The following is a 12,724-nucleotide window of genomic DNA, read 5'->3' on the forward strand; positions in this document are numbered from 1 at the left end:
TAACGTTAAAGAGAGCCGCCGTATACGGTGGCTCTCTTTTTATGACCTGATCCTAACTTACACTTGGTTCTGAACCCTTTCAACGCTATAATAGGCTTCAAACCAACAGGAAAGGTACGTGAAATCCATGCTGCGATTCAATGCGATACGTACGGGCTATCTGCTGGGCATCTCACTGATACTGGCCGCAATTATTTATTTTTTCGCCTCCAATTGGGGCGGACTGGATCGGACATCCAAGATTGTACTTGCTGCTGCGCTTGTTGTTCTGTTCTATGGCTTGTCTTTTGTATTTGCACGGATACGTGCTGTTCCCGGCCAACAAGCTTTTCTGTCTAATATGTTTTTGGTGGCTGGCTGTATAGCCTTTGGCGTTTCCGTGGCATTGCTCGGTCAAATTTACAATTCCCATGCGGACAGCTACGGATTGTTTTTCATTTGGTCGGTGCCGGCTCTGCTACTTAGCTGGATTACTCGCTACAATCCCTTTTATATGCTGTCTTATGTACTGATTCAACTTGGTTTGTGGCTTTATTTTTACCCTACGATGCAAAGTGTGCCTTATAGCGAACTTCGATCATTGTCGATTGCCGGAGTGTTCGCACTGGTCAATCTGGTGTTGTTTCTATTGGCGTTCCTTCATCGTATACGCTCTGCTCCACTACAATATATGAGCTTTACTGTTTTTCATATAGCCATGTTAGCGATGACCAACTCTTTTGCATTTGATGGGTATGGGCTGGTCATGAATATACCGTATATCGCTGTGATTGCTTTAGGATTTTATATATTTATCAAGGTGCGACTGAATAAAACGCTACTGACCTTGAATGCATTGGCGCTCTCAGCGTTTGCTGTCTTTAAATTTATAGAGCTGGCAGAGGCGTACTCCTCATCTCTGTTTTTTGTGTTTGGTTTGATTTTTGTGGCGCTGCTGCTGACGGGTAACGTGTGGTTTTTCCGTTATTTGAATCGTTTGGGAAAAACACCGCCGGAAGCAGGGATAACGGACATTAGTACATCAAAGACTGAGACGACCGTTCCCGAGGAACATGGCAGTGAATGGATCAGCAAAACCGTATCCCGTGTAATCAAAGTGGTTGGAGTGCTGATCGGTAGTATATCTCTCATCGGATTGATTATGATTAGCACGAATGTAAACCACACCGAATATGTACTGTTGGTTGTGTCGTTGCTGCTTATGATTTTGATGATTGTCATACCGGAATCCAAGCTGGATTCGGTAATACGTTATACACTGCTGACCATCAGCTATATAACAGGCTTGGCGGCCATTCTATGGTCAGATCAGTCGCTGCTTTCGGTATTATTTCTGATCGTTTCCATCGCTGGATGGTTTCGCTCCAAGGGGAAAAGGCAGTTGTTTTTTGCCTACACCTTTGTAAACCTGAATCTGGCGACCATTTTATTTCAGCAGTATCAGGAGTGGGATGGTTGGAACTGGACCTATAAGTTCATCATCTTCTCTCTTTTCATCGTCAATGCCGTGTTATATGGGGTAAGTTACTTTAAATTCAAGACGGAGTTAAAAGAACATCTGCGGAATAGTTCATTATTTTTCAGCTTGTTGTTCCTTTTTTGGGCGACGTTTTTCGAGGATGTCATTCCACACTCTTATATGTTCATTAACATTTTTTATTTTGTTATCGTTACCGGGATGATCTTTGCCTTTGCCCGTCTGAAACAAAAATCGGAGACCCTCATGAGCGTTGTCTTCTGGTTTATTTTTATCGGCTTCAAATACTATGATTTATTGTGGACGCTACTGTATAAGTCTTTTACGTTGGCGCTTCTAGGGGTCATTGCACTCGGCTTGACCTGGTGGGCGGATCGGCGAATGGCCCATAGCGGCAAAGCAGCATTTGATGCCGACCACCGCAGCTTTAGCTTCATGCGCTTAAGCCCGTTACTCATCGCTATTGTCATCGTGCTACAGCTGGGGATCATCGGCTATCAGACGGCGAGAAGTGAAACCCTGCTCGCCACAGGGGCTTCAATTAAGCTCAAACTGGCTCCTATAGACCCGCGCTCCCTGCTGCAAGGCGATTATGTGGCACTGAATTACGACATATCTACCCCGCCTTCCAAGACCCCTCTTCAGGAGGAGGAATGGAGCCGAGGCAAGGTCAAAGTCGTTCTCACACCAGATAGCCAAGGAGTATACGTCGCGGATCGCCTATATCAAGATGGTGAAAAACTTACCAGTCATGAGGTCGTTCTAAATGGACAATGGTATGGTTCTCGTATTCTGTACGGTATTGAGAATTATTTCATCCCTGAGGGAACCGGACGTACTGTAGAACAGAACGCACATTTTGCCCATATTCGGGTGAGCCGCAATGGGGACGCGCTGCTGGAACGTTTGGCAGAAAGCTGACCGGATCGGCGTAGGTAGTCAACAAAGCAGGCTGAACCAAGCTGCTCCATTGCTGGAGCACAACTTGGTTCAGCCTGCTTGTTCTTTTTCGGGCCATCGAGTTACCTCTTATAGATAACCTTTATCCCTACGCTACGCTTATCCTCGTTTATACATCTCTCGTCCATGATGCTATTTCCTCAATATCCAGCGGCTGAGTCCGGCAACAGCCGCCAATCAGACGAGCTCCCGCTTCATACCATTGGCGGGCACTTTGTCCAAATGTCTCTGTACAAGTGCTGCCGTGCCATGTCTTGCTGACCGGGTCATATTCCTCCCCCAGATTGGGATATACCACCACAGGCTTATCCGTGTGACTGCGTATTTCGTGAATAAGCGATGGAACGAAATTCGGCAAAGTGCAATTGATTCCTACAGCGGCCACTTGCTCATGCCCATTCAGCCACTCAGCACATGCAGCGGCAGACTCACCATTGCTGATATGCTGCCCATCCTTTGCGCTAAAGCTGATCCAGGCATACGTGCCTGGGAATTCCTTCAGCAATCGGGCGATGGCCTTGGCTTCAACCAGACAGGGTATCGTTTCACAAGCTAAAATATCTGCACCCGCCTCAATCAGAGCTTTCATACGCGGCCTGTGGAACTCCACTAGCTGTTCCTCGCTCAGCTTGTAATCGCCGCGATACTCTGACCCATCTGCCAAAAACGCCCCGTAAGGGCCAACAGAGGCCGCGACTAGCGGCTTGGGACGATGCCGCTGACTAGCAGTAGCCGTCACGTCAGCCCAAAACTCATCGCGTGCCTGCACAGCAATCCGCACCGATGATTGAATCAGTTCCAGCGCCTCATTTTCGCTTAGGCCCCGTTTAACATAGCCTTCAACGGTAGCCTGATAGCTCGCAGTAATCGCACAGTCTGCCCCAGCTTCAAAATAATCTCTATGTACACGCTTGATCGACTCCGGATGCTCATGGAGGATTTTAGCTGACCATAAGCTATCGTTCAGATCATGTCCATGACGCTCCAGCTCGGTCGCCATTGCGCCGTCCAGCACGATCAGCTGAAATTCGTCCAGTATATGTTGTATCGGGTTCATGTGACCCCTCCTGCTCGTCTTTTCTATTTAACCCACTAATCAAGTGGGGTTTAATGATTTACATTATAGCACGGAAGTTGATGAGCACTCACAAAGCCAAGAAATAATCATTCCGTGAAGACGTCCCCTCTCGTTTCATTTGCCATCTGATGTAACGTATAAATTTTTTAAATTAGTTTCATAAGTTAAATTAATTAGATATTGTTCTTTTTTTCACAAAGTCATTTTACTATAAAAGTGCAAACCAACACTTTGGCCAAAAGATCAGGGAATTGCATCGTCACATTCTGCATCGTCATTTATGTGAAAAAAGGTACAAGAGAGGGTTTTATCTATGTCTTTACTAGAAATGATTACAGCGACCTTAACAGATAACAAAATTCTCAGTTCTATCGCTTCCACCGTTTTTATTATCCTTCTTGGTTTCTTTTGTCGGAAGAAGGGGATTTTTAACGCAGCAGTAGGAAAGATGTTATCCAAGGTTGTTCTAACCGTGGCTCTACCAGCACTAGCCTTTAATTCTTTCATGCAGGATATTAATCCTACAATGTTAAAACAAGGAATGAATGTTTTAATATGGGGAATTCTAATTTATATTATTCTCATCTTTATTTCTAAACCGTTCTTCCTGAGCTACAACAAGGATAAACAGGATGTTTTGCGGGTGTTAACCATTTTCGGTTCTACTACTTTCTTCGGAATTCCAATTGTCGGAGCCATTTACGGTCCTACCGGAGTGATGTACAGTTCCATTTTTAACATAGGGTACCGCATTTTCTTATACTCCTATGGCTATATCAAAATGAGCGGCTTGAAAATGGAGCTTAAAAATCTCAAAACCATGTTTTTGAATCCCATCGTTATCGCCACGTTTCTAGGCTTGTTTGTTTGGTTGTTTCAAGGTTATTTGCCACAGATGAGTGTAGCTACAGAGGATGGGGCCATTCAGCAGTTCGCCTTTCTAAGAATTGATCAAACCGCTGTCTGGCTGTTCAAGCCCATGACCTACCTAGCTGGACTAGCTTCTCCATTAGCCTGGTTATCGATTGGCTCGACATTGGGGGAGATCAGCTTCAAGTCGGCAGCTACTGATAAGACCTCTTGGTATTACAGCATAGTTAAGGTTTGGCTTGTTCCTATTGTTAACATCGTCTTGCTGGCTTTGTTGACTGTATCCCATATTCTGTCAGTCGATTCTGTCGCTTTAGCTACTATTGTCATCATGATGGCTACTCCTACAGCTACCGTAGCCGCAGCCTATGCCATCAGTTTTGATAAGGAAGCCATATTAACTTCTAATGCATCGCTTCTATCTACTATCACTTCTGTCGTCATGATTCCAGTGTGGATCATTACGCTCAATGTCATTGATAAAATTGGAATTTTCTAAATCAGGGGGAAAACAACATGTTAAAAATCATTTGCTATGGTGTCCGTTCTTATGAGAAACCCTATTTCCAGGATCTCAATAAATATAACTTCCAACTAACGCTAGTAGAAGAGTTGTTAACCACCAGCAATGCAGAATTGGCACAGCATCACGATGCCGTTTTGCTAAGAGGAAACTGTGCTGCCAATCGGGAAAATATCACAAAATTCAATGAATACGGCATTCAATATGTTTTCACCAGAACAGTCGGAATCAACCACATTGATTTGGATGCCTGCAGCGAATTCGGAATGAAGGTGGCACGCGTGCCATCCTACTCTCCGAATGCCATCGCCGAGCTCTCCCTAACTTTAGCAATGATGCTGTTCCGACACACCGCTTATATGACTACCAAAAGCTCGTTCAAAAATTTTATTGTGGATGAGCATACATTCAGCAAAGAGATCCATAACTGTAAAGTTGGGATTATCGGGGTTGGTCGCATTGGTCTGACGGAGGCCAAATTGTTTAAAGGATTGGGAGCCTCTGTTATTGGTTATGATGTGTACCAATCAGATGCGGCCAAGGAAGTCATTCCATTCACGACCTTGGATGAATTACTGGCAGAGAGTGATGTCGTTAGTGTGCACGTTCCTTATCTGCCGGGACAGAACGACAAAATGATTAACGCCAGCTTTTTGGCAAAAATGAAAAAGGGATCTATTCTCATCAATACCTCACGTGGAGAATTACAAGATAACCAAGCCATTTTGGACGCTTTGCTCAGTAACCATCTGGAAGGCTTCGCTACGGATGTCTTCCCTAAAGAAGATGAATTATTCTTTAGAGCATTTGAACCATGGCAAATGCTCCCGGACCCAACGATCCAGAAGCTTGTGGAGCTGTATCCAAGAGTTTTGGTAACGCCTCATGCTGGCTCGAATACCGTTACGGCGTTATCCAACATGATTGAAACTAGCTACGACAACTTCCATGATATCGTTACAACTCATTCTTCGGATAACCTAGTCCCACTTCCTGTTCTCTCTATGAAATAATTAGGAAGCTCGGTACTCTTGTTGAACAAAAAAGAACCGCTATTTCCAGATTACATCGGAAATGGCGGTTCTTTTATATCAGGATTCAACTGATAGAGCATTAGCGGCCTGCCAACCTTGTGGTATTCTATCGATTCAACTAGAAAGCCATCGTCCACCAGGAACTGAATATATTTTTTTACCGTGATACGGGACAAGTCCACTTCTCTGGCTAATGTTTCAACCGAGAATGGTCCGTCCAGCTCTTGAATATTCTTCAGTATCGTGGTCATGGTTAGTTTGGACAAATTTTTAGATAGGTTTTTCGGTAGATTATGCGATGGATGTTCAACAGGTTTTTTCTTTTCCACACCCGCATGCTCTTCTTTATTAAAATAATGGTCAATAACAGCTTGATTAATTCCGTTCCCTTCCTCCATCACCGTGGCCAGACGCTGGATTTTCTCAACAGCCAGTCTAAAGCGTTCGAATGTAAAGGGCTTAATTAAATAGTCTGCAACACCATAAAAAACAGCTTCCTTCACCGTCTGAATATCTTTTGCAGCCGTAATTAAAATAACTGAAGCATGATACTGATGCTCCTGCATATGTGATAATAAAGTTAATCCGCTTTTTCCAGGTAAATAAACGTCCAGTAATACCAGATCCGGTGACCATTTTTGAAGGCAGTCCTGTGCTTTCTTGACGGTATCTGCCTTACATACAACATCCAAATTGTCCATGCGCTCGATAAACTGTTGATTGAGCTCAGCAACCATCGGATCATCCTCAACAATTAGAACTTTCATTCATTTGTCACCTCCAATGTACAGGGCAACTCTACATATATACTTGTTCCGAGACCCGGTTGGCTATCAAGCTCAATGATTCCTTGATGATTTTCCACCATGGTTTTAACCAGATTCAAGCCGTAGCCTCTGTCTTCTCCTTTGGTTGAAAAGCCATGCTCGAATATCCTTTTTTGCATCTCAAAATCAATCCCCATACCATTATCTTTCACTTTCAAAATGAATACATTTCCCTCACACTCATAATTCAATTTCAGCTCAATTTTGCCGGGTTCTTTTTTTTGTAAGATGGAATCTATGGCGTTGTCAAAAAAATTACCCAGGATGTGTATGACATCATGAACGATATCCTGCATCTCCACATTAGAGACATCCGAGCTTTCTGCAAGAAGAACCGAAATATTCTGTTCGCGTGCTTCATTGATTTTACCCATAATAAAACCTGCTAATGCCGGAACTTTAATTCTCTCAGTCAAAAAGCCTACCTCATCTTGATACCGGTGATTTAGCTGCTGAATATATTGACTGACCTCCGCATATTTCCTCATTTCAATCAGGCCGGATATTACGTGCATTTTGTTCATAAATTCATGGGTCTGTCCGCGAAGGGAGTTAATATAATATTTTGTACCACTTAACTGGTTGCTGAGATGGATCATCTCGGATTGGTCGCGCAGCGTTGCAACTGCCCCAAAAAACTCATTTTCAATATATATAGGGGTTACTGTCGCAATGACTTCTATACCATTCACATAAAATGAGCGATCCTTGATTTTCTTTTTATCATCAAACACTCTCTTGAAGAGCACGTTATAAAAGTTGGTATCTAGCTGCTCGCCAATCGGGGCTTTCATCTCTTGGTTTGCCAGTTGATACTTGGCCTGAGCTTCTTTGTTCATGAGCATAATTTTCTTGTCAGCCGAAATGGCTATAATTCCTTCAGCGACCTCATTTTCAATAATTTCTTTTTCGCGCAATCGTGTCGCTATCTCTTGCGGCTCAAGCCCAAATAAAATCGTTTTGATTTTCTGAGCCAGAATGATCGCGCCCAGAACTCCACTAAAGAGCCCAAGCATCAGCCCCCCAAAAATGGTATACTGCGCCTGCATCAAATCATGATTTAGGGTTCTCATGGTCAGCCCTACACATACAATGCCAATGACCTCATGCTGTTGATTAAATATCGGCGTAAAATATCGGTAACCTTTGCCCAAAATACCTATATTCTCAGAAAAATGTCCCTGACCGGATAGTGCTCTTCTGGCATCATTCAAATCAGAGAACGGTTTGCCAACCATCGTTGCATCCGGATGAGATAGCCGAATTAAATCGTGATTCAAAATGACAACGAAATCCACATTAACGTTGTGCATGACTCCAAGCGAGTAGTCTTGGATCTGCTTCACAGGAACTCCCTGCTCAACATTACGAATAACATCGTTGTCACTAGCAACCATCTTGGCAATACCCGAAAGTTTTTCCTTCGTATTATCAAAATGCTTGTTAATCACGAAATTACGAATGAGAAGCAAGGATATAATTAAAGAAATAATGATAACTAAAACAACCAAAATAATAATCATGAATTGTAGCGAAACCTTGAATTGTCGTCTCGGTTTCGACTTACTTTTTAATCGCAACCCCATCACCTAGCTTTTTTGTTAAGCTCCCCATTAGGAAGAAGAGCTTATCTCTGACCCTATATTCCCTTGATATTCGACATCGTTTGACAATTTCCTTCTTATTCTGCAAGCTCTGCGCGCTTCAGGAACAAGGTGCAAACGACCAGGCGTCCGAGGAAGCCATTCATCGGCTGGAAAATCAAATTTCGTTCATCTTGAACAAGTGCGATATTAACCACTAGTTGATGCTTGGCTATTTCAGTAAAATAAATAAAACCGACTTGTCTTTTAAAGACAAGCCGGTTCTATATGAATTAGTGTATGCAAAAAGGTTCCAAATTCACAAAATTCCCCGTATCTCATCCAATGACTGCACCTTTTCCCGCTGCATCCATTGTTCAAGGCCATGTACCAGCTCAGCCCCTGCATGTAAATGAACAAAATTGTACGTTCCCACCTGAATGGCAGCGGCCCCTGCCATGGTGAATTCAATAATATCCTCCACCGAGCTAATCCCGCCCATCCCGATCACCGGAATCGACACCGCCTGTGCCACCTGGTGAACCATGCGCAAGGCAATCGGTTTAATTGCCGGGCCGGAAAGACCAGCATACGTGTTGGCGAAGACACTGCGACGCCGGCGTATATCTATTTTCATTGCAGAAAATGTATTGATCAGCGAAACTCCGTCTGCGCCTTCTTCCTCGCACATAACGGCCATCTGTGTGATGTTCTCTGCGTTTGGAGACAGCTTGACGACCAACGGAAGCGCCGTCACATTGCGCACCTGACGCACAACCTCCCGTGCTACCTCCGTCTGGATACCAAATTGCATTCCACCCTGCTTCACATTGGGACATGAAATGTTCAATTCCAGCATATCAACGCCTCTGCGGTTCATCGTGCGACGCTTTTGCGCGTTTTCCGTAATCATCGCTACGGCCTGAACGTATTCCTCCAGATTGGAGCCGCCCACATTGGCAATAACAGCCGTGTTCCAGCGTGTCATGTCATCCAGCTCATCCTTCAAAAAGGCGGCAACACCCGGATTCTCCAGCCCCACACTATTGAGCATGCCCGATGCTGTCTCATGTATTCGTGATCCCGTATTACCAGCCTTCGGATGCAGGGTCAGTCCCTTGCCGACGATACCACCCAATAATTCAGGAGAATAAAATTCCGCATACTCACGTCCGAATCCAAACGTACCGGAAGCCATGATGATCGGGTTCTTGAATGGTACACCCGCAATATTACACACCATGGAGATCATCAAACTCCACCTCCTCCACCGGGAATACAGGCCCTTCTTTACATACCCTTCGATTGCCTCCACGGGTACGCATCGTACAGCCCAAACATGCGCCAATACCACAGGCCATGTGTCTTTCAGTTGAAATATATAAACGGGATGACGTATCCACCGTTTTCATGGCGAGTGCTTGCAACATCGGAGTTGGCCCGCAGGAGAACATATTTGCATAAAGCGTCGGATCAACCTGTTCGACGATGCTTCCCCCTACCTTGACCTGCACAGATGCCGCCACAGCTTCGAACGCTTCAACCCCGAAGGCTTGCTGTGCAAACCCCAAATAAACGTGCGCATGCGGGTAATACTTTGCAGCCAACAGCAACGGAGCTGTACCCATGCCACCGCCGATCAAAGCCAAACTACCCTCTACCTGCGGAAAACCGTTTCCGAAAGGTCCTTCTAAATGAATCTCCTGACCAGGCTGTAATTGGGAAAACAAATTTGTCCCCTCTCCAACAACCCGGTACAAAAAGGAAATACTCTCTTCCCCGATATCATAAATGCTGATGGGTCTGGGCAGCAGTGGGTAACCTGTCCCGCTGCGCAGCATGTAAAACTGCCCCATGTTCCCTTTAAACTTTCCCTCTATTTTCATCACATAAATGCCCGGAACGAGCGCCACATTCGAAATTACGTTAGCCATATAACCCCTCCACTAACCACTCACTATAACGTAAAAGCAGCAACTATTACGTGACTATTTTCACATTTTCGGGTAACGTTTCGCCCTGCGGCTCGTGATATAAAAAAGCGTACTCCTGTTAGAGAGTACGCTTGTGTATTTAACTAATGGCTTCGCGCTCCGCATTGCGGCTACCCTTGGCATCCTTGCGGATTTGCTTGCTGCGTAGCTGCCCGCAGGCCGCGTCAATATCGACTCCATGCTCCAGCCGAACACTACAGCTAATGCCTTGTTTTTTCAGAACATCATAGAAGCCAGTAATCGACTCCGACTCACTCCGCTGGTATTGGCTATGCTCATCCACCGGATTGTACGGAATCAGGTTTACATTGGCCAGATTACGTCGATGGCCCACCAGCTCAGCCAGTTCGAGCGCGTGCTCCTTACCGTCATTAACATCCTTCAGCAAGATGTACTCCAGCGTAATCCGACGATTTGTTTTGTCCAAATAATAATCAATCGCCTGCATGAGTTTCTCAATCGGAATCGCCCGGTTGATCTTCATAATGCGAGTACGAATCTCATTATTCGGAGCGTGGAGGGAGATCGCCAAATTGACATGCAGGTCGGAATCTGCAAATTCAATGATTTTATCAGCCAGTCCACTTGTGGAAACGGTAATATGCCGTGGCCCAATCGCTAGCCCTTTGTGATCCTTAATGACCCGAATGAAATCGGACAGGTTCACGAAGTTATCAAACGGTTCGCCAATTCCCATCACAACAACATGACTGACCTGATCGCCCGGTCGTTCCTGATCCAGATACAGCTGGACCTTCATAATTTGCTCTACAATTTCACCGCTGGACAGGTCACGGCTCTTTTTCAACAATCCGCTCGCACAGAAGCTGCACCCAATGTTACACCCTACCTGCGTAGTCACACATACGGATAAGCCAAACTTATGCCGCATCAATACTGTCTCAATCAAATTACCATCCTGAAGCCGGAACAAGAACTTAACCGTCCCGTCTGCTGACTGTTGCTTCACGTGTTCTTCAAGTGTTTCAATGGAAAAATGCTCGGCCAACAGGCGAGTACAATCCTCATGAACCTCTGCCATCGCTGCAAAATCAGTAACCCGCTTCCGGTACAATGCGTCCCATACCTGCAATGCCCGGGATTTCTTATGTCCATGCTCGATGAGCCATGCTGTCAATTGATCTAGCGTTAATCCATAAATGGATTCTTTTTTCATGTTCGATCCTCTTTTCAAAACATTCAAATTCGTCTTCCTCTATATGAAACTAAGCACGCACCATTCGTCTCAACCATCATTGCATCATAGCATGTTTAAGTAATCTGCGCTATTTAAACGCCTCTTCCATTGTCCCAAATTTTAATTATGAACACAAGGGGGCAGGCACATGGTTTCTCCAAAATTTTAGCGCGAAATTATATCTTGAAACAAAGTACAAGCCACATTAAACTAGGCGACAGAACCTGTTCAACAAGAGCACGCAAAGACAGGATTACAGATACTCCTAATGATATGATTACAACTAAGGAAGGTGATGCGGTTGGAATGGTTGCTTCGGATCAAGAACGCACTGGATCTGATGGAAGAGAGAATGCAGCAGCCACTCGATATCGATGAAATTGCAAAGGCAGCCTACTCGTCTCCTTTCCATTTTCAGCGTATGTTTCATATGCTAACCGGCGTTACGGTTGCAGAATATGTGCGCAAACGTCGATTGACCTTGGCTGCTCAGGAATTGAGTCTTTCTTCCGCCAAGGTGCTGGATGTAGCGTTCAAATACGGATATGATTCCCCCGAATCTTTTTCTAAAGCGTTCCGAAGGGTACACGGTATTTCGCCCTCTGAGGCCAGAAGCCCTGGGGTAAACCTGAAAGCCTTTCCACGCATCACCTTCCATTTATCGTTGAAGGGAGATCAGGAAATGGATTACAAAATTATAGAGAAGGCGGCCTTTACGGTCATTGGCAAGTCCATTCAAGTCACCACTAAGAACGGCGATAATCTTCGAGAAATCCCAAAATTCTGGAACGAACTGAATGCGGATGGTACATCGGATCAGATTCATGCCTTGGGAACAGGCGACGATATCCTCGGTATTTGTTTGGATTTCAAGCATGGGGAAGAGAAATTCACGTACCTGATTGCCGCAGAAGGCAGCGAGGACGTAGCCGCTTCCAGCGGATTAGAAGCCAGAACCATTCCGGCTTCAACCTGGGCAGTATTTACATCCATCGGCCCTATGCCTCACTCGATCCAAAAGGTATGGCAAAGAATTTTTCAGGAATGGTTCCCTGCCAGTAATTATGAGCATTCAGGCGGCCCGGAACTGGAAGTGTATACTATGGGCGATTCACATGCTGAAGACTACCGAAGTGAAGTTTGGATTCCGATTAAGAAAAAGTAAACAACGAACCGACTG

The 12,724-nt window shown here is 44.9% G+C and carries 10 protein-coding genes; 4 read left to right on the forward strand and 6 right to left on the reverse strand.

Going from position 1 to position 12,724, the window contains the following annotated elements:
* The first annotated feature begins 127 nt into the window (after window positions 1-127).
* Window positions 128-2,398, forward strand: coding sequence for a GDYXXLXY domain-containing protein (locus ACM1ND_RS26355; protein WP_199768898.1), 2,271 nt, complete (start codon window positions 128-130; stop codon window positions 2,396-2,398).
* A 148-nt stretch (window positions 2,399-2,546) separates the two neighbouring features.
* Here the strand turns inward: ACM1ND_RS26355 and mmuM are convergent, their stop codons facing one another.
* A complete protein-coding gene (mmuM, locus tag ACM1ND_RS26360) occupies window positions 2,547-3,494 on the reverse strand; it encodes a homocysteine S-methyltransferase (protein WP_023990995.1) in 948 nt (315 codons plus the stop codon).
* 334 nt (window positions 3,495-3,828) lie between these two features.
* On the opposite strand from mmuM, the gene ACM1ND_RS26365 reads away from it, so the two are divergent.
* On the forward strand, window positions 3,829-4,884 hold the full coding sequence (locus tag ACM1ND_RS26365) for an AEC family transporter (protein WP_023990996.1): 1,056 nt from the start codon (window positions 3,829-3,831) through the stop codon (window positions 4,882-4,884).
* A gap of 17 nt (window positions 4,885-4,901) precedes the next feature.
* Entirely contained in the window at window positions 4,902-5,921 is a 1,020-nt protein-coding gene (locus ACM1ND_RS26370; protein WP_028540889.1) for a 2-hydroxyacid dehydrogenase, read from the forward strand.
* A 50-nt stretch (window positions 5,922-5,971) separates the two neighbouring features.
* On the opposite strand, the gene ACM1ND_RS26375 is transcribed toward ACM1ND_RS26370, so the two are convergent.
* The 5 genes from ACM1ND_RS26375 to rlmN form a co-directional block, all read right to left on the reverse strand.
* Window positions 5,972-6,709, reverse strand: coding sequence for a response regulator (locus ACM1ND_RS26375; RefSeq protein WP_023990998.1), 738 nt, complete (start codon window positions 6,707-6,709; stop codon window positions 5,972-5,974).
* Window positions 6,706-8,292 (reverse strand): ATP-binding protein, encoded by a 1,587-nt coding sequence (locus ACM1ND_RS26380; protein WP_341056938.1) that lies wholly within the window; start codon window positions 8,290-8,292, stop codon window positions 6,706-6,708. Before ACM1ND_RS26380 ends, ACM1ND_RS26375 begins: the two co-directional genes overlap by 4 nt.
* 379 nt (window positions 8,293-8,671) lie before the next feature.
* A complete protein-coding gene (locus ACM1ND_RS26385; protein WP_023991001.1) occupies window positions 8,672-9,604 on the reverse strand; it encodes a dihydroorotate dehydrogenase in 933 nt (310 codons plus the stop codon).
* Window positions 9,585-10,286 (reverse strand): dihydroorotate dehydrogenase electron transfer subunit, encoded by a 702-nt coding sequence (locus ACM1ND_RS26390; protein ID WP_023991002.1) that lies wholly within the window; start codon window positions 10,284-10,286, stop codon window positions 9,585-9,587. Before ACM1ND_RS26390 ends, ACM1ND_RS26385 begins: the two co-directional genes overlap by 20 nt.
* Window positions 10,287-10,425: 139 nt before the next feature.
* Complete coding sequence (gene rlmN / locus ACM1ND_RS26395) at window positions 10,426-11,523, reverse strand: 23S rRNA (adenine(2503)-C(2))-methyltransferase RlmN (protein ID WP_023991003.1); 1,098 nt, start codon at window positions 11,521-11,523, stop codon at window positions 10,426-10,428.
* 316 nt (window positions 11,524-11,839) lie between these two features.
* On the opposite strand from rlmN, the gene ACM1ND_RS26400 reads away from it, so the two are divergent.
* Entirely contained in the window at window positions 11,840-12,709 is an 870-nt protein-coding gene (locus tag ACM1ND_RS26400) for an AraC family transcriptional regulator (RefSeq protein ID WP_053326429.1), read from the forward strand.
* Window positions 12,710-12,724: the final 15 nt, after the last annotated feature.

It is taken from the genome of Paenibacillus sp. JJ1722 (genome assembly GCF_048282685.1).
Lineage (GTDB): Bacteria > Bacillota > Bacilli > Paenibacillales > Paenibacillaceae > Paenibacillus > Paenibacillus polymyxa_B.

Coding starts and splice junctions, on each gene's coding strand:
- ACM1ND_RS26355 (WP_199768898.1), top strand. CDS start 128: ATGCTGCGATTCAATGCGATACGTACGGGCTATCTGCTGGGCATCTCA.
- mmuM (WP_023990995.1), bottom strand. CDS start 3,494: ATGAACCCGATACAACATATACTGGACGAATTTCAGCTGATCGTGCTG.
- ACM1ND_RS26365 (WP_023990996.1), top strand. CDS start 3,829: ATGTCTTTACTAGAAATGATTACAGCGACCTTAACAGATAACAAAATT.
- ACM1ND_RS26370 (WP_028540889.1), top strand. CDS start 4,902: ATGTTAAAAATCATTTGCTATGGTGTCCGTTCTTATGAGAAACCCTAT.
- ACM1ND_RS26375 (WP_023990998.1), bottom strand. CDS start 6,709: ATGAAAGTTCTAATTGTTGAGGATGATCCGATGGTTGCTGAGCTCAAT.
- ACM1ND_RS26380 (WP_341056938.1), bottom strand. CDS start 8,292: ATGATTATTATTTTGGTTGTTTTAGTTATCATTATTTCTTTAATTATA.
- ACM1ND_RS26385 (WP_023991001.1), bottom strand. CDS start 9,604: ATGATCTCCATGGTGTGTAATATTGCGGGTGTACCATTCAAGAACCCG.
- ACM1ND_RS26390 (WP_023991002.1), bottom strand. CDS start 10,286: ATGGCTAACGTAATTTCGAATGTGGCGCTCGTTCCGGGCATTTATGTG.
- rlmN (WP_023991003.1), bottom strand. CDS start 11,523: ATGAAAAAAGAATCCATTTATGGATTAACGCTAGATCAATTGACAGCA.
- ACM1ND_RS26400 (WP_053326429.1), top strand. CDS start 11,840: ATGCGGTTGGAATGGTTGCTTCGGATCAAGAACGCACTGGATCTGATG.